Annotated in this window: 19 protein-coding genes; 6 read left to right on the forward strand and 13 right to left on the reverse strand. The window is 57.6% G+C overall.

Annotated elements, in window-relative coordinates; all coding sequences use genetic code 11:
- Positions 1 to 27: 27 nt before the first annotated feature.
- Genes AC2FGB_RS14345 through AC2FGB_RS14380 form a run of 8 tightly spaced genes read right to left on the reverse strand, consistent with a single transcriptional unit; the run spans position 28 to position 7,512 of the window.
- A complete protein-coding gene (locus tag AC2FGB_RS14345; protein ID WP_142637047.1) occupies positions 28 to 1,002 on the reverse strand; it encodes a GlxA family transcriptional regulator in 975 nt (324 codons plus the stop codon).
- A gap of 11 nt (positions 1,003 to 1,013) precedes the next feature.
- On the reverse strand, positions 1,014 to 1,904 hold the full coding sequence (locus AC2FGB_RS14350) for a homocysteine S-methyltransferase family protein (protein WP_142637049.1): 891 nt from the start codon (positions 1,902 to 1,904) through the stop codon (positions 1,014 to 1,016).
- A gap of 12 nt (positions 1,905 to 1,916) precedes the next feature.
- Complete coding sequence (locus AC2FGB_RS14355) at positions 1,917 to 2,969, reverse strand: alcohol dehydrogenase family protein (RefSeq protein ID WP_496689918.1); 1,053 nt, start codon at positions 2,967 to 2,969, stop codon at positions 1,917 to 1,919.
- Positions 2,970 to 2,971: 2 nt separating this feature from the next.
- On the reverse strand, positions 2,972 to 3,448 hold the full coding sequence (locus tag AC2FGB_RS14360) for a cupin domain-containing protein (RefSeq protein WP_142637051.1): 477 nt from the start codon (positions 3,446 to 3,448) through the stop codon (positions 2,972 to 2,974).
- A 19-nt stretch (positions 3,449 to 3,467) separates the two neighbouring features.
- Positions 3,468 to 5,918, reverse strand: coding sequence for a GcvT family protein (locus tag AC2FGB_RS14365; RefSeq protein ID WP_496694157.1), 2,451 nt, complete (start codon positions 5,916 to 5,918; stop codon positions 3,468 to 3,470).
- A 15-nt stretch (positions 5,919 to 5,933) separates the two neighbouring features.
- Positions 5,934 to 6,314, reverse strand: coding sequence for a GFA family protein (locus tag AC2FGB_RS14370; RefSeq protein WP_142637055.1), 381 nt, complete (start codon positions 6,312 to 6,314; stop codon positions 5,934 to 5,936).
- 5 nt (positions 6,315 to 6,319) lie between these two features.
- Positions 6,320 to 6,943 (reverse strand): LysE family translocator, encoded by a 624-nt coding sequence (locus AC2FGB_RS14375; RefSeq protein WP_281973074.1) that lies wholly within the window; start codon positions 6,941 to 6,943, stop codon positions 6,320 to 6,322.
- Complete coding sequence (locus AC2FGB_RS14380; RefSeq protein WP_496694158.1) at positions 6,943 to 7,512, reverse strand: helix-turn-helix domain-containing protein; 570 nt, start codon at positions 7,510 to 7,512, stop codon at positions 6,943 to 6,945. The genes AC2FGB_RS14375 and AC2FGB_RS14380 overlap by 1 nt, the downstream gene beginning before the upstream one ends.
- Before the next feature lie 117 nt (positions 7,513 to 7,629).
- Between AC2FGB_RS14380 and AC2FGB_RS14385 the strand changes: the two genes are divergently transcribed.
- Positions 7,630 to 7,899, forward strand: a complete 270-nt coding sequence (locus tag AC2FGB_RS14385) for a DUF1294 domain-containing protein (RefSeq protein WP_496694159.1) — start codon at positions 7,630 to 7,632, stop codon at positions 7,897 to 7,899.
- A gap of 39 nt (positions 7,900 to 7,938) precedes the next feature.
- On the opposite strand, the gene AC2FGB_RS14390 is transcribed toward AC2FGB_RS14385, so the two are convergent.
- The 3 genes from AC2FGB_RS14390 to AC2FGB_RS14400 all read right to left on the reverse strand — a co-directional run bounded on the left by AC2FGB_RS14390 (position 7,939) and on the right by AC2FGB_RS14400 (position 10,234).
- On the reverse strand, positions 7,939 to 8,463 hold the full coding sequence (locus AC2FGB_RS14390) for a GNAT family N-acetyltransferase (RefSeq protein WP_142637062.1): 525 nt from the start codon (positions 8,461 to 8,463) through the stop codon (positions 7,939 to 7,941).
- 57 nt (positions 8,464 to 8,520) lie between these two features.
- Complete coding sequence (locus tag AC2FGB_RS14395; protein ID WP_271949692.1) at positions 8,521 to 8,988, reverse strand: GAF domain-containing protein; 468 nt, start codon at positions 8,986 to 8,988, stop codon at positions 8,521 to 8,523.
- 73 nt (positions 8,989 to 9,061) lie between these two features.
- Entirely contained in the window at positions 9,062 to 10,234 is a 1,173-nt protein-coding gene (locus tag AC2FGB_RS14400) for a thiolase family protein (protein ID WP_142637066.1), read from the reverse strand.
- Positions 10,235 to 10,334: 100 nt separating this feature from the next.
- Between AC2FGB_RS14400 and AC2FGB_RS14405 the strand changes: the two genes are divergently transcribed.
- From AC2FGB_RS14405 to AC2FGB_RS14415, 3 genes are all read left to right on the forward strand, one after another.
- A complete protein-coding gene (locus AC2FGB_RS14405) occupies positions 10,335 to 10,673 on the forward strand; it encodes an STAS domain-containing protein (protein WP_142637067.1) in 339 nt (112 codons plus the stop codon).
- Positions 10,674 to 10,705: 32 nt separating this feature from the next.
- Positions 10,706 to 11,146, forward strand: coding sequence for an ATP-binding protein (locus AC2FGB_RS14410; RefSeq protein WP_496694160.1), 441 nt, complete (start codon positions 10,706 to 10,708; stop codon positions 11,144 to 11,146).
- A gap of 212 nt (positions 11,147 to 11,358) precedes the next feature.
- Positions 11,359 to 12,936, forward strand: coding sequence for a gamma-glutamyltransferase family protein (locus AC2FGB_RS14415; protein ID WP_142637071.1), 1,578 nt, complete (start codon positions 11,359 to 11,361; stop codon positions 12,934 to 12,936).
- A gap of 34 nt (positions 12,937 to 12,970) precedes the next feature.
- Here the strand turns inward: AC2FGB_RS14415 and hspQ are convergent, their stop codons facing one another.
- Positions 12,971 to 13,297, reverse strand: coding sequence for a heat shock protein HspQ (gene hspQ / locus AC2FGB_RS14420; RefSeq protein WP_142637073.1), 327 nt, complete (start codon positions 13,295 to 13,297; stop codon positions 12,971 to 12,973).
- A gap of 80 nt (positions 13,298 to 13,377) precedes the next feature.
- Here hspQ and AC2FGB_RS14425 point away from each other — a divergent pair, with 80 nt between their 5' ends.
- Both AC2FGB_RS14425 and AC2FGB_RS14430 read left to right on the forward strand, forming a co-directional pair.
- On the forward strand, positions 13,378 to 14,259 hold the full coding sequence (locus tag AC2FGB_RS14425; protein ID WP_496694161.1) for an AEC family transporter: 882 nt from the start codon (positions 13,378 to 13,380) through the stop codon (positions 14,257 to 14,259).
- 60 nt (positions 14,260 to 14,319) lie between these two features.
- A complete protein-coding gene (locus AC2FGB_RS14430) occupies positions 14,320 to 14,901 on the forward strand; it encodes a transglycosylase SLT domain-containing protein (RefSeq protein WP_282021966.1) in 582 nt (193 codons plus the stop codon).
- A gap of 12 nt (positions 14,902 to 14,913) precedes the next feature.
- Here AC2FGB_RS14430 and AC2FGB_RS14435 read toward each other — a convergent pair whose 3' ends face one another.
- Positions 14,914 to 15,510 (reverse strand): LolA family protein, encoded by a 597-nt coding sequence (locus AC2FGB_RS14435; RefSeq protein ID WP_496694162.1) that lies wholly within the window; start codon positions 15,508 to 15,510, stop codon positions 14,914 to 14,916.
- Positions 15,511 to 15,523: the final 13 nt, after the last annotated feature.

A 15,523-nucleotide genomic window follows, 5' to 3' on the forward strand; every position in this document is an offset into this window, starting at 1 on the left:
CCAAAAGCGTCATGTTATAGGCGATTTTCACCTATGTGACGCAGCCCGTCTTTCGCGCCTCAGAACAAAGGGCGTGACCCCGAAAAAGCTTTTGTAAACCGAGGAGAAACCGTTCGGAAAGCCGCAGGCCAGACCGATTTCCCGAACGCTCATCGTGGTGTTCAGCAGCAGGTTGTTAGCCTTCGCCAGCCGCATCTCGCGATAGAAACCGTTTGGACTGGTGCCAAAGAAAGCTTTGAATTTTCGCTCAAGCGATCGGTTCGAAAGATTTAATGCCTCGACAATCTGCTGGATGGGTAAGGGGTCTTCGATATTGGCCTGCATCAGCTTGATACATTGATCCAGCTTGGCGTCCCCAGTAGCTGTCAGTTGCGCCCCCGAGAAAGGCTGCATCGATGAAAAGTCGCGGATATTTTCGTGCAGCATGATATTGGCCACCGTCATCTTGGCAGGCCCCGAGATGTGGCGTCCGATCACGGACAAAGCAACATCGGTTGTCGCCTCCATCCCTGCGCAGGTCACGACTTGGCCCTGTTCTGTGGCTATCGACAGCTTCGCCTCGAACCGGGCCCCGCGTTCACTCAGGAAAGAGGCGTTTTCCCAATGGGTCGCCATGTCTGCGGTGCCAAATTCGTCAATATAGCGGCTGGCAGCTTCGGCCAGCAAAAAGACCTGAGCGCCTCGGAACGTATAGTCCGATACAACCCGTCCGATAGACAGATCGGGGTGGTCAGGGTCGGAATTTCCGATCACAAACAGATAATCCGCCTTGGGATGGGTTGATACGGGTTCAGTTTGGACCGTCGCATCGCTGCTGCTGGCAATGGGCCCACCTTTCAGAGACCGATAGGTAAAGCTGAAGGGCGGGTTGGGGCAGACGCGGTTGGCCAGCCTCAGAACCTCAATCAATGCGGCAAGCTCCAACAGCACATAGCCCGGCGCGACCAGAACATCGAAATGTATCTGCGCCTTGTCGGTCAAGCTATCTGGTCGTTGCCGCATCTTTACCCCCTTCAGACGATGCTGTGGCCAGCAGCGCACAGCCGATCTGCCAGTCGCTGAATGTGATCGGGACCGACTTCGCAGCATCCGCCGATGATAGTTGCACCCTGCGCCACCCACCCCATCGCCTGATCAGCATATTCATCCGGCCCAAGGTCGTGGCGCTGTTGCAGCGCATCGACGGTTGGGGCGTCTTGTAGAAATTCCTGGGTAATCCCGGTGAAGCCATTGGCATATGCCCCAAACGGACGCCCGAAGGTGGCGATAATATTCAGCGCAGCGGGCACCGCCTCGGGGCGCGAGCAGTTGATCAGCACGGCCTCAGGCGTAAAGCGATCAACCAAAGATGCTATTCCCGACAATGGCTCACCCGACCGAAGCCGCGTCCCATCATCATCCATCACGGACAGCGCCAGCCAGACCGGCTTGTCTGCCTGTTCCGTTCCACGCAACGCGCCTTCGGCCTCTTGCACCGACGACACGGTTTCGATCAGGAACAGGTCAACGCGATCTGCCATCATCGCCACCAGTTCGGTGAATTTCTCTGCCGCCTCTTCGACCTCTGGATTCAGGTCCGGCCGGTAAGAGGCGAGAAGCGGACCCAAAGCCCCAGCGATGCGCCTACCCGCCGGGCGCGCACGCTCGGCCTGCGACAGGGCCGCCTCGATCAGATCTGGCAGCTGATCACCCAAGCCGACACGGTCCAGACGCGACCGGTGAACAGCATAGGTATTTGTCGTGGCCACAGTCGCACCGCGTGAGAAATAATCCGCATGCACATCCCCGACCAACTCGGGATGGTCCATCATCACCCGGGTCGACCACAAAGGCGTCGGCGCATCACCGCTGCGTTTGACCAGTTCCTGTCCGATAGACCCATCCAGAAGGGTTATATCTGCCATCAATGAACCTCCTCAGGGAACCAGAACCAGTTTTCCCGGAAACGTTTTTGACTGAAAGTCCTCTTGCGCCGTCGCAATGTCTTTCAGCGGATAGGTTTTTGAAATCAGGGGCTTGATCCGCCCCGCATTCATCAGTTCGACCAGGCGACCGAAGACTTCGAACGGCTGATGGGTGCTGCCGTGAATGGTAATGTCGCGCAGATAGATATCCCGCAGATCGGCTTGAACAATCGGGCCAGCAATCGCACCCGCAACGGCATAGTGACCGCCCGGTTTCAGCGCCAGGATCAGGTCAGCCCATGCAGGTCCGCCCACCACGTCAATGACCACGTCGAACATGTCGGTGGGCAGCGACGCATCCCGGTTGAACGTGGCGGTCGCGCCCTGGCTTTTCACCGCTTCGGCCTTGGCCGCACCGGTCACGCCCCAAACCGAGGCACCGCGCAGCGCCGCCAGTTGCACGGCGGCAAGGCCCACACCGCCCGACGCCCCGGTGATCAACACCTTTTGCCCGGCAGTCACAGCGGATCGGGTCAGCAAAGCCTCGGCAGTTCCGAAGGCGCAGGGGATAGCGGCAATTTCAATATCGGACAGGGGTGAGGCGCTGACATCGTAAAGGTCATCGGCCTGCACCAGACAATATTGCGCAAAGGCGCCGTCAATCTCGGACCCAAGCACGATGAAGCCTGTCGGGTTGCCCGGTCGCGGACGTGGCAGGTTGATCGGACAGGTCACGCGCTGGCCCGGGGTGAACCCGGTCTCGGGCCCCGCGATTTCGACGATGCCGCACAGGTCACCGCCCTGAATGCGCGGGAAATTCAGCGCGCCACCCCAGCCTCCGGCTTCGACCTCTTGATCCACCGCATCCGTAGCGCCGGTCACATCCGAGGAGTACCAGCCGATACGAGTGTTGATATCGGTGTTGTTCACCCCGGCTGCGGCCACACGGACCAGAACCTGCCCCGGCGCAGGGGTTGGGACGGGTATATCGTCACGCCATTCCAGCGCCTCGGGCCCGCCGTGACAGGTCAGGAATACACCGGACATCGTTTTAGGCAGTGTCATGATCAAACCTCGTCATCGGGATGAGGCGGCACAGAGCCCATCGGGACAATGTCATACCGCGCGTTCAATTCGGCCATTTTCGCCTCATCGGCGAAGTCCGCCTCGGTCATCTTGGCCAGCTCAGCAAGGAATCCGTCAAAACCGGCAGGCTGGAAAATCATCAGCATCTTAGCAGGTGCATTTCCAGCAACGCGGCAGGCATGCGGCACACCGGGCGGCACATGCATCGTGCTGCCCGGCCCACAGCGATGCCAGTCGCCATCAACATAGAAATCCACTTCGCCTTCCAGAAAATAGAAGCTTTCAGCATGGGTTTCATGGCGATGAAGGCCAAGCGCAAAGCTGGCCTTCAGATTGTCTTCCATGAGCGTATAGGCGCCATCAGTATCCCGGGTCGAAACCTTCACAAATGTGTGGTCATTTTCCCAGTCATAATTGAGGCCCTCTCCGGGCCCCCGTTTTGAATAACGCATGCTCATGCAGGTCTCCTTCGGGCGATCAGGCGCGCAGCCGCTCGTTTTCTGGATCCCAGAGCGGTTTATCGTCCTGTACCACGGCGCGTCGCTTCTCACCGAAGATTTCGATTTCAAGCTCGGTACCTGCCACCGCCAATTCGGGACGGATCATGCCCAGCGCAATGGATTGGCCAACGCGATACCCCCAAGCGCCCGAGGTGGTTTCGCCAACGATCTCGCCGTTGTGCCAGATACAGGACATGTAGGGCGCATCCGCGTCACCTGCCTCAACCAACATAGTGGCAAACGCCTTTTTCACGCCCTGCTGCTTTTCGTTCAGGATCGCGGCCTTGCCGGGGAAGTCCTGCGGTTTGTCAAGTTTGACGAACCGTTCCAACCCGCCTTCCAACAGAGAGTAATCAGTGGACAGATCGCCTTTCCAAGCCCGATAACCCTTTTCGATGCGCAGAGAGTTCAGGGCGTACATCCCGAACGGTTTGGCACCAGCGTCAAGGATCGCGCCATAGATCGCGGGCATATGGTCGTTCAGCGCGTGAACCTCCCAGCCAAGTTCTCCTGCAAACGAGACGCGGATCAGGAATGCGGGCTGACCTGCAACCGTGGCCGATTGATGGGTCAGCCAGCCACTGGACAGGTCCGCATCGCTCAGCCCCGCCAGAATGTCGCGCGATTTTGGACCTGTCACGATCAGCGTGTCACGAGTGGTGGTGACATCCTCGACGGTGACGCCAGTGGGCATTGCCTCGGACAGGATATCGCGGTCATGCCATTGCGCTGTAGCGGCCGTGATCATGACGAACTCGTCATCGCCGAGACGGATACAGGACATTTCGGTCAGGATCCGGCCGCGACCATCTGAGATATAGACCAGGTTGATGCGACCCACCTTGGGCAAACCGCCGGTAACCAGCGACCGCAGCGCCTCGGCGGCACCCTCACCTTTTACGATGAAACGCGAAAATCCGGGCAAGTCCAATACGCCGCAATGATCACGGACAGCCTCACACTCTTCCTTGATCCGCTTCTCCCATGGCCCCGAACGGCCCCAGGTATGGGTCGCTTCTTCAGAGGTATCGTCGCCCGGTTGCGCAAACCAGTTGGCGCGTTCCCAGCCGTTATAGGGCCCCATCACGCCGCCCAATTCCTTGACCTTGGTGTGGACAGGCGACAGCTTTTTGTCGCGCGCGGCGGGCCATTCATGGTGCGGGAAATGCATGGCGTATTCGTTGCCATAGACCTCAAGCCCCTTCTGGTTGCAGTAATCCTGATCGGTGTAATCGGTGTAACGGCGCGGATCGACGGCCCACATATCCCACTCAGTTGCGCCATCGACGATCCATTCGGCCAGCACCTTGCCGGCACCACCGCCCTGCGCGATGCCGAAGGTAAAGGTATGCGCCTCAAACGCGTTGGTCACGCCCGGCATCGGGCCAACCAGCGGCAGCCCGTCCGGCGCGTAGGGGATGGGCCCGTTGATCACCCGACCCACACCCGAGGTCCCCATCAGCGGCACCCGCTCCATCGCGTCGGTGACGATGTCTTCGATCCGGTCCAGATCATCATTCCATAGCTGGAAACTGAAATCCTCGGGCATCGGATCATCCTCGGTCATCCAGTGGCCCTTGCAGTTGGGCTCATAGGGGCCGAGGTTGAATCCATTCTTCTCCTGCCGAAGGTAATAGGAGATATCCACGTCGCGCAGCAGCGGCAGCTTTTTACCGCCATTGGCCTTGGACCATTCCTCGATCTCGGGCACTTCGTCGGTCAGCAGGTACTGGTGGCTCATCACCATGGCCGGAACGGTGCGACCGCCGAAGGGCTTGAACCATTCACCCACACGCTGGGCGTAATACCCGGCTGCATTGACCACGTGGTCCGCTTCGATATCGCCCTTGTCAGTATGCACGATCCAGGTCTTGTCTTCCTTCTGGGTCACACCCGTGGCCGGGCAGAAACGCAGGATCTTCCCCCCCATGTCGCGCGCACCCTTGGCCAGTGCCTGGGTCAACTGCGCCGGGTCGATGTCGCCATCGGTCGGGTCGAACAGAACACCCTCAAGGTCATGAGTTTCCAGGAACGGGTAATGCTCTTTGGCCTGTTCGGGTGTCCACATCTCCATCTCGATGCCCTGATAACGGCCCATCGCCATTGCCCGCTCGAACTCCTGCACCCGCTCTTTCGAATGGGCCAACCGGATTGAGCCGGACTGGTGATAGTTCATCGGATAGTCGACCTCTTCACCCAGCCGCGCATAAAGCTCGGTCGAATAGCGCTGCATGTTCATGATCGCCCAAGAGGTCGAAAAGGTCGGCACGTTGCCAGCTGCATGCCAGGTCGACCCGGCGGTCAGCTCGTTTTTCTCCAGCAGAACACAGTCGGTCCAGCCCTTTTTGGCCAGATGATACAGGGACGATGTCCCCACCACTCCGCCACCGATAATAACCACGCGGGCTTTTGTCGGAAAATCACTCATGTCTTTCAGTCCCTGTTACTGTGCCTCTTGAGGCAGATCGTCCGTGATGTCGTAGTAATCGCCTTTGTCAGCCACAAATATATGGCGGGCGAGGGTCAGTCCGGTGGGTGCATCCAGCGCCCCCATAGCAATGGCAATCCGATCTTCGTCCTTATGCTGCCAGAACAGGTAAGAGCCGCAGGCGTTGCAAAATCCCCGACGGGCGATGTCGGAAGCACGAAACCAGCTCAGCGTATCGCTGGCGGTGAAGGTGATGTCGTCTTGATGGGCCGAGGTCGAGGCCCAGACATGACCCGACTGTTTGCGGCATTGACCGCAATGGCAGGCCGAGGCGGCAGGAAGATCGCCTTCGATCTTGAACGCAACCGAGCCGCACAGACAGGAACCTGTATGCATTTCGCTTATCCCCTTGCTGCTGGCGCGCTGGTGGTGCCCAGCAACACGCCATAAATGATGAAACAGGTGGCCATGACCCGGCGCACCCAGATGTTGAACACGGCCCCCAGCGCGGCCCGCCCCATAAGCGCACCTAGAAGAGTGAACCCGATGTAGCTGAGCGTTGTGATGATCAGCGCCGTTGGCATGATGACCAACATTTGCTCCCAGATCGGCACATCCGGCTGCACGAATTGCGAGAATGCAGCAAGATAACCCGCGACGCTTTTGGGGTTGATTGTCGCGACGGCCAGCGCGTGCAGATAGACATGCCGTGCAGGGCGTTCGGAAATAGGGGCGGGATTTGCTGCAGCCTTCCAGCCTCGGACACCCAGCCAGATCAGAAACCCTGCGCCCACCAGCTTGGCGATGAAGAATCCGGTGGGTGAGGCCGCGATCAAGGCCGTCACCCCAAGCGCCGACAAAACCAAAAAGGCGCTGGCTTGGGTCAGGATCGCCAAGACACCCAGCATCGCTTTTGCGAAGGGCAGGCTCATCCCGTTCGAGATACAGTTCACCGCGTTAGGCCCCGGTGTGGTTACAAACACCACCCAGAACAGCGCGAATATGGTCCAGGCCTCGAAACTCATCAGTACACCGGAGGTGCGATGACCCAGATGACCACAGCAGGCTCATCATGAGGGTTCGCCCAAATATAGGGTTCGTTCTTGATCCGAAAACTGTCACCGGGCCCAACCGAAAAGCTTTGCGCGCCGATGGTCAGATTCAACTGACCGGAAATCACATAGCCAACCTCTTGCGTGGGGCGGTCCGCCGGATTCTGCATCTTGGAATGCGGCTCAAAGGTGGAATGCACCATCTCAAAATCGTCAGTCAGATCGGGTGACAGCAGTTCCTCGATCAGACCTTCTTCGCCCGACCCCATAGGGCGGCGCGACCCGGCGCGCACGACATAGCCTTGTTCATTGGCGGGGGCGGCAGAATGGGCGAACAGCATGGACATCGGCACACCCAGACATTTCGCGATCTGACGCAGGTCTGAAATTGACGGTTCGGACTTGTCGCGTTCAACCTGGCTGAGCCATCCGACCGACCGGTTCAACCGCTCTGCGATCTCGGTCAGCGTCAACCCACGCGCCTTACGCAATGCGCGAATGTCGGCTCCGAGCGTTGCACTGTGGGGGGCTTGGCTGTTCACCGAACTCTCCGATATCTGGTGAAATTTTCCTCGTGTTTTTCACGATGCCGCGAATCGGTGAAAATTCCAAGCATTTTTTCACTTGGGAAAATCGACGCATTTAGCTATCCGTCAGCTATGTGGATTGCGGTTATATACCTGTGGGTCATCAACGGCCTGACTTTGCTGGCCTTTGGCTGGGACAAGCTGCGCGCCAGACGCAGAAAAAGCCAGGTTCCGGAACGCAGGCTATTGTGGCTGGCGGCACTGGGCGGCAGTCCCGGTGCGCTGGTCGGGCGTTGGATTTTCAATCACAAGTCCCGAAAAGGCCGGTTTTCCCTGTCGCTGTTTGCGATCTTTGCGACTCAGGTCGGGCTGGCATATTTCCTAATCACAGACATTCTGTAGTTGGCTTGATCCGCAAGCCACGTAAGATCCCGATGGGATCTAGGAAATGTCGCAGACATACATATCGGTATCGTCGGTGGAGTGAGCTGAGGATCGCGTGAACCCCGATTTCTGTAGCACACGGGCAGAGGCGGGATTGCTGTGCTCGACCCCGGCCAAAAACCGAATGGCGCGGCTCGTGCCGCAGGCCGCGATAAAGCCGGACACAAGTTCGGTTGCATAGCCACAGCCCCAGGCTCGTTCGGCAAACAGATATCCAAGGTGAATGGCTGGTGCGGCCTGATCTTCGGGTTCTGAGGCCAGTATCAGCAGTCCGATCAGCTGATTATTTTGCCTTAGCCGAACAAGAAGAACATCGCTTTCGGTCTTGCGTGCCGCGATCCAGTCGGTCATCCCGCTGGGCGTTTCTTCGACCTGCATCGAAGGCGGCAGGGGCTCAAGAACCGCTGGTGTCAGGACGGTTGCCAACTCGGCCGTCAACGCTGAAAGGCGACCAGCTTCAGAGACTTCCACTTGCCAGTGGCAGACGGCAAGCCGCTCTGTGGTGAATTGGTCCGGGATCATGCCTTGGCCAGTCGCAATTAGTATCCATTCCAGTCTAACAGACGGGCTGATTTTGCGTCAGGCCCCTCTTAACTCGCCCGAAAACGCCTTTGACAATATGGCAGACAGCTTTTCTGCGTCCTCATCCGTGAACGCATCAGGCTGGTCACTGTCGATGTCAAAAACCGCGATGACCTCGCCCGAGGCATTGCGCACCGGAAGCACCAGTTCGGACTGCGTAGACGAGGCGCAGGCGATGTGACCTGGAAACGCATGCACATCCGCCACCAACTGTACCTTTCCGGTCCGCGCCGCGGCACCACAGACACCGCGCCCGAAGGGAATAACCAGACACCCGTGACCACCCTGATAGGGGCCGATTTTCAAAATGCCCGGATCTGTTACGCGATAGAACCCCGTCCAGTCAAACCGATCATCGGCGTGATGAACCTCACAGGCGATTGTCGCCATCAGAGCAACTTGATCTGTCTCGCCTGCGGTTAGGGCGACGATTGTCTTGGTCAGCGTATCGTAATCAACGGTCATGGGGAGCGGGTCCGGTCAGTGATCTTGTAAACAGGTTCTACAGCACCGGACCTATGGTGGAATCGGCCCCGCGTCAAACGCGCTCAATCGCGATTGCAGTCCCCTCTCCACCACCGATGCAGATCGCCGCCACGCCGCGTTTCAGATCCCGCTTTTCCAACGCGTTCAGCAGGGTGACCATGATACGCGCTCCCGAAGCGCCGATAGGATGACCCAGAGCGCATGCACCACCATTCACATTTACCTTGTCACGCGTCAGACCCATCTCATGCATGAATGCCATCGGCACCACGGCAAAGGCTTCGTTTACTTCCCACAGATCCACATCATCATTGGACCAGCCGATTTTGGCCAAAAGCTTTTGCGCAGCGGGAACTGGCGCAGTCGTGAACAATCCCGGAGCCTGCGCATGGCTGGAATGACCCAGAATGCGCGCCCGAACCGAGAGGCATTGCGCTTCGGCGGCTTCAGCTGACGCCAGAACCAGAGCTGCCGCCCCATCAGAGATCGACGACGCGTTGGCCGCCGTCACCGTTCCACCCTTGCGAAAAGCCGGTTTCAGCGAAGGTATCTTTTCCGGGCGGGCGGTTTTCGGCTGCTCGTCCGCGGACTGCGTGACCTCGCCTTTCCTTGTACGGACGGTTACCGGAGTGATTTCACCGTCGAACGCGCCGCTGTCCTGCGCGGCCAGCGCGTTGGATAGGGACTGCAGGGCGTATTCGTCCTGCGCTTCGCGGGTGAACTGGAACGCCTCGGCACAGTCTTCGGCGAAAGTGCCCATCAGACGACCTTTGTCGTAGGCGTCCTCCAGCCCGTCCAGAAACATGTGGTCGACGACCTGAGCGTGCCCCAAGCGCGCACCCTCACGCATTTTGGGCAACAGGTAGGGCGCGTTCGTCATACTCTCCATCCCGCCTGCGATCATTGTGTTGGCATGGCCCAATGCGATCTGATCGAAGGCCATCATCGCAGCCTTCATCCCTGATCCGCACATCTTGTTGAGCGTCGTGGCCGGGACCTCTTGGCCCAAACCGGCTGCAAACCCAGCCTGACGTGCAGGGGCCTGACCCTGACCGGCTGGCAGAACGCAGCCCATCAGTACTTCGTCAACCGTTTCAGCACCGGCACCCTGCAGCGCGGCCCGGATCGCGGCTCCACCCAGATCGGCGGCAGAAACACCATCGAACATTCCTTGAAATCCACCCATCGGGGTACGTGCTGCTCCGGCGATTACAACTTGCTTCATCTGGGCGCTCCTAAATTCTTGTCATTCAATGGATACCGAATGGTAAGAATTCCCGTCTAGCGTATTTCTACGAGCGATTTCAGTTAAAGGACCGTCACGTATGGGCCTGTCCAGTACTACGACCAACAATATTCAAATAATTACTGTACAATCCAACCGGATTGATGCCGCAATGGCCATTCAGTTCAAAGAAAACATGCGCACGGAAACCGAAGGTGGGGCTGTGCGCGTGGTTCTGGATCTCAGCGGTGTCGAATTCATTGACTCCAGTGGTTTGGGCGCCATTGTCGCCGCCATGAAACAACTCGGGGCTGAACGGCGCCTGGATCTGGCAGGTCTTCAGCCTTTTGTGGAAAAGGTGTTTCGTCTTACGCGCATGGACACAGTGTTCAAGCTTTACCCAACGATGGATGACGCACTGTCCGGTGCGCCGGATTGAACACAAGGAGAAACTGAACAGGCGCAAGGCTAATGTGTAACGGCATCAGTTTCGATTTGAGCTTCGCTGCGACCGAGGTCGAAGCAAGCTCTGGCATTGCCAAGTTGAGCCAGGCACTGTCGTCCAAAGGGCTGCCTGCACACAAAGCGGCTGATGTCAGAATTGCCCTGGCCGAAGCCATTAACAATGTCGTTGAACACGCCTATGCCGGAACCACGCCCGCCAGCGTAAAGGTACACTGCCGCCTGCATCAGAACTGGTTGGAAATCCTCATCTCGGATACCGGCAATCCCCTTCCTGGCTTTCGCGTACCAGAAGGTGCACCTGCACCTCTGGGGGAAAGACGTGAAGACCTGCCCGAGGGGGGATTTGGATGGTTTCTGATCCACCAACTGACCAGTGAAATCCGCTATGACCGTAGCGAAGGCTGCAACCGGTTGTCACTGCGATTCAGTTTTCTCGACCCGGATTAGGGCTATAAAACGTCACAATAAGGCCCTTTTCGAACCATTGTAGCGCCGCAAACAAAGATCAAAGTCTTAACTGTAGCTCAGATAGCTTCCCTCGGCATCGTATGTCACAGCCCCCACCCAGTGAACGATGCCGAGGAACTTCCCCTTTGATTTGACTGGACAATACCCGGACGCGCGATACCTTCTGCGCGATCACACGGGAAGGCAGCGCAATGCGGGATTTTCAGGCACCAGGCAGATCCGAAGTTTTTTCGACCGAAGGGATGTGCGCCACATCTCACCCGCTGGCAGCCCAAGCGGCCCTTGGCATTCTACAGCAAGGTGGCAACGCGATGGACGCAGCCATCGCCGGGGCAGTGCTTTTGGGATTTTGCGAACCACAAATGACCGGCCTGGGCGGAGATTGCTTTGTTCTGTACAACCGCGCCGGAGAAGATGAGGTTCGGGCCCTCAACGGCTCTGGCCGGGCACCGGCAGCAGCCAACGCTGGCAGCTTGCGCGATAAGGGACTGACTGCAGTTCCGCTCAATACACCGGATGCGGTCACCATTCCCGGCGCGGTCGAGGCGTTCTGCCAGCTGGCCGAAACCGAGGGCAAACTAGGGCTGGACGCCATCCTGCAACCCGCCATCCGCTATGCAGACCAGGGCGTGCCGGTCGCCCCACGTGTGGCTTTTGATTGGGGCCCGGGTGCTAACACGTTGCAGGGGGCAGCCAGGAACCACTATCTGCTGAAAGGAGACGTTCCAAAGACCGGAGACATGTTCCGGTCCGCCGGGCAGGCAGAAGTGCTGCGCAGAATCGCCAAATACGGACGAAAGGCGTTTTACGCGGGCGAGGTCGCCGAAGATATTATCTCGACCCTGACGGCCATGGGCGGGGTACACACAGCAGAAGATCTGGACGCGACCGCTGCCACACCCACAGTTCCGGTCGCAGGGCACTATCGTGGCTTGGACCTGCTGGAACATCCGCCCAATGGCCAAGGTGCAACCGCCCTTTTGCTGCTGAATATCCTCAAGAACTTTGACCTCGGATCCATGGATCCGCTATCCGCAGAGCGTCTGCATATCGAGGCCGAAGCCTCAAAACTCGCCTACGATGCCCGCAACAGGTTCATCGCCGATCCGGATCATACGACACACGCAGACAGGTTTTGGGACCAGACAACAGCCGATCGGCTGGCAGAGCTTATCAATCCAAACCATGCCATGCCCGCTGCTGCCCCACTGACCGAAGCCATTCACAAGGACACGGTTTATATCACGGTGGTCGACAGGGACAGGATGGCGGTATCGCTGATCTATTCGATCTTTCATAGCTTTGGATCGGGTATCGCCTCTGAGAAATTCGGCATTCTGCTGCAAAACCGCGGGTCTGGATTTACGTTGCAATCAGGCCATCCGAACGAGTTTGGCGGCGGCAAACGCCCGATGCACACGATCATTCCCGGCATGTTGAAACAGAAAGGCAAAATCCTGATGCCCTTCGGCGTGATGGGTGGTGCCTTTCAGCCCACAGGACATGCAAAGCTGGTCTCGCTGCTAACTGACGATGAGTTTGCGCTGCAGCAGGCCATAGACGCACCGCGGGCCTTTGCAGACGGACCTGTCTTGAAACTGGAACGCGGAATTTCGCGGAAGGTCGCGCAACAATTATCTGAAATCGGCCACAAAGTTCTGATTTCAGAAACACCTCTTGGCGGGGCTCAAGCGATCCGAATCCAGAAGAGCGGCGTTTTGCAAGGCGCAAGCGATCCGCGAAAAGATGGGTGCGCGCTTGGTTATTGACAGTATGGGCCCGGTTTCACCCGCGCTTCCATTTTTAGTTCAAATGGAAATGCAACGGATATGCGCCGTTTTCAAACGGACCAAACATATCGGGGATATCCGGATGCTCGACCGGTTCTCCGGACTGGTCGGCAATCAGATTTTGTTCAGAAACATAAGCAACATAGAAGGATTGGTCATTTTCCGCCAACAGATGATAAAACGGCTGATCCTTGATCGGCCTGCTGTCTTCGGGAATGGCCTGATACCATTCTTCGGTATTTGAAAACTCTGGGTCCACGTCAAAAATCACCCCTCGGAAGGGATGTTTTTTGTGGCGGACGACTTGGCCCAGCCGGTACTTTGCTTGTGTCTTTAGCATCACGTTTGCCCCCAAAGGTCTTACTACCCGTTTCCTCATAGGAATGCCAATCATTGATCTAAAATAATGGGAAACAGTCTGTGAACCTCTTACTGACAGTACTCGAAATCGTGGCCCCGGTCTTCCTCTTGGCGGGGATCGGGTTTGCCTGGGTCAAACTTGGCTTTGAATACAGGCTGCAATTTGTGACCCGCCTTGCGGTGACGCTCGCCGTGCCCAGCCTGATTTTCGTGGCCCTGATGCAAACCCAGATCCCGCCCGGAGAGCTGACCCGGTTCACTTTGGCCGCCATCACAGGCCATGTCGGGCTGGCGGTCGCATTTGGCGTATTTGTCCGGGCCAGCAAGCTGGAAAGGCGCACCTATCTGGCGCCGCTGATATTCGGCAACACGGGGAATCTGGGCCTGCCTCTGGCCATTTTCGCATTTGGGCAGGCAGGCTTGGGTTTCGCGGTGATATTTCTGGCCGTTACCGCCCTGTTTTCCTTTACTTACGGGATCTACCTGGTGGCGGGAAAAGGCGCTTTCGGCAAGGTAGCACGTGAACCCATGGTTTGGGCTACTCTGCTGGGGGCGCTGTTTCTGTGGCAGGGCTGGCAAACACCTGTCTTCGTGACCAATACGCTGGACCTGCTGGGACAGATGGCAATTCCGATGATGCTGATCACGCTTGGTGTTGCGATTGCGCGGCTGACCACCAGAAAGCTAGGGCAAGCGGTCTGTCTATCGGCGTTGAAACTGGTCGTGTGTTTTGCCCTGGCATGGGCAATCGCAAAAGGGTTTGATCTGGATAACGTCGCGTTCGGCGTTCTGGTGGTGCAGATGTGTACACCGGTTGCCGTAACCTCATACCTGCTAGCCGAACGGTTCGAGGCGGATTCTGACGCGGTTGCGGGGCTGGTTATGGTCTCAACCCTGATGTCCGTCGGCGCTTTGCCTATAATTCTAGCTATTGTTCTGTAGCGATTGTGATTTCCTAATCGCTCAATCTGCGCTAGAATGAAGAAAAAAGGCACGAGGCACATGAGCAGAATTCTTATCGTACTCTTCGGGGTGCTGCTTTTGGCATCCTGCGGGGGTGGTTCCAACCAGCCACCCAGCAAGCTGAATGATGCATGCAGCATTGCGCGTGAACGGCCCGAATATATCAAGGCGTTCAAAAGCACCGAGCGGAAATGGGGAATCCCCGTTCACGTTCAGATGGCAACGATCTATCAGGAAAGCCGGTATCGCCACGATGCGCGAACGCCCCATCAATATGTTCTGGGTGTGATTCCGATGGGCCGTCAGAGCAGCGCCTATGGCTTCAGCCAGGCGCTGGACGGGACATGGGATGAGTATCAGCGCGAAACCGGCAAACGCCGGGCCAAGCGGGATCGTATTCGGGACGCTTCGGATTTCATCGGCTGGTACATGAACAAAAGCTATGAGCGGAATGGCATCCAGCCAAGCGACACGCGCAATCAGTATCTGGCCTATCATGAAGGCCATACCGGTTATGCCCGCGGCAGCCATTACAGCAAGACGTGGTTGCTGAACGTGGCCAATGATGTGGATGCGCGCGCCCGGATGTACCAGGCGCAACTGTCAGGCTGTCGTTACTGAACAAACAGCGGGTCAGCGATTGCCTGACCCGCTTCTGTTCTTATTCGAGAACAAGTTGCTGCTTAGATTCTTTCCGGTCTCAAGCTGACCCAGCAGAACCGTTGTCTGTCCGCCTGCATTATCGTGGATCACCCATTTTCGCAGCTCAACCGGATCGCCAGTGAACATCAGCTCAATTCGACCGGAGTCAGGGTTTTTCGGGTCCTGTGCTGTCACGACAGTGGCCGTTCCGTCAAAGTCATGCCCAACCACCATATTAGCCTGACCCAGATCGACATTCCGTGCCAGAACCAGAGACAGAGGTGTTCGCTTTAACGGATACTGCTCGGGCGGTTGATTGGATTTCGGATCGAATATCTGAACGGTGCCAGCGCGCGCCAACACAACGGCGCTGTCTGGCGGGTCATATTCGAACCGCATCTTTCCAGGCCGTGCGATCCACAGCTTTCCTGTGCTCAGTGAGCCATCATCATTGACCTGTGTAAATGTCGTCTCGACAGTTTTCAGGCCATTGAGGTAATTCGATATCTGCGACAGCGGCAGCTTGTCCGCCGCCCAGGCGGCGGGTGCGGCCAGTGTCAGTGCAAGGGCAAAAGCAATCTGTTTCATAAGACCCAGATAA

The organism is Ruegeria sp. CDSC021 (assembly GCF_059610845.1).

Coding starts and splice junctions, on each gene's coding strand:
- AC2FGB_RS14345 (WP_142637047.1), bottom strand. CDS start 1,002: ATGCGGCAACGACCAGATAGCTTGACCGACAAGGCGCAGATACATTTC.
- AC2FGB_RS14350 (WP_142637049.1), bottom strand. CDS start 1,904: ATGGCAGATATAACCCTTCTGGATGGGTCTATCGGACAGGAACTGGTC.
- AC2FGB_RS14370 (WP_142637055.1), bottom strand. CDS start 6,314: ATGCATACAGGTTCCTGTCTGTGCGGCTCGGTTGCGTTCAAGATCGAA.
- AC2FGB_RS14415 (WP_142637071.1), top strand. CDS start 11,359: ATGCGGGATTTTCAGGCACCAGGCAGATCCGAAGTTTTTTCGACCGAA.
- AC2FGB_RS14395 (WP_271949692.1), bottom strand. CDS start 8,988: ATGACCGTTGATTACGATACGCTGACCAAGACAATCGTCGCCCTAACC.
- AC2FGB_RS14405 (WP_142637067.1), top strand. CDS start 10,335: ATGGGCCTGTCCAGTACTACGACCAACAATATTCAAATAATTACTGTA.
- AC2FGB_RS14365 (WP_496694157.1), bottom strand. CDS start 5,918: ATGAGTGATTTTCCGACAAAAGCCCGCGTGGTTATTATCGGTGGCGGA.
- AC2FGB_RS14410 (WP_496694160.1), top strand. CDS start 10,706: ATGTGTAACGGCATCAGTTTCGATTTGAGCTTCGCTGCGACCGAGGTC.
- AC2FGB_RS14385 (WP_496694159.1), top strand. CDS start 7,630: ATGTGGATTGCGGTTATATACCTGTGGGTCATCAACGGCCTGACTTTG.
- AC2FGB_RS14435 (WP_496694162.1), bottom strand. CDS start 15,510: ATGAAACAGATTGCTTTTGCCCTTGCACTGACACTGGCCGCACCCGCC.
- AC2FGB_RS14430 (WP_282021966.1), top strand. CDS start 14,320: ATGAGCAGAATTCTTATCGTACTCTTCGGGGTGCTGCTTTTGGCATCC.
- AC2FGB_RS14375 (WP_281973074.1), bottom strand. CDS start 6,943: ATGAGTTTCGAGGCCTGGACCATATTCGCGCTGTTCTGGGTGGTGTTT.
- AC2FGB_RS14390 (WP_142637062.1), bottom strand. CDS start 8,463: ATGATCCCGGACCAATTCACCACAGAGCGGCTTGCCGTCTGCCACTGG.
- AC2FGB_RS14360 (WP_142637051.1), bottom strand. CDS start 3,448: ATGAGCATGCGTTATTCAAAACGGGGGCCCGGAGAGGGCCTCAATTAT.
- hspQ (WP_142637073.1), bottom strand. CDS start 13,297: ATGCTAAAGACACAAGCAAAGTACCGGCTGGGCCAAGTCGTCCGCCAC.
- AC2FGB_RS14355 (WP_496689918.1), bottom strand. CDS start 2,969: ATGACACTGCCTAAAACGATGTCCGGTGTATTCCTGACCTGTCACGGC.
- AC2FGB_RS14400 (WP_142637066.1), bottom strand. CDS start 10,234: ATGAAGCAAGTTGTAATCGCCGGAGCAGCACGTACCCCGATGGGTGGA.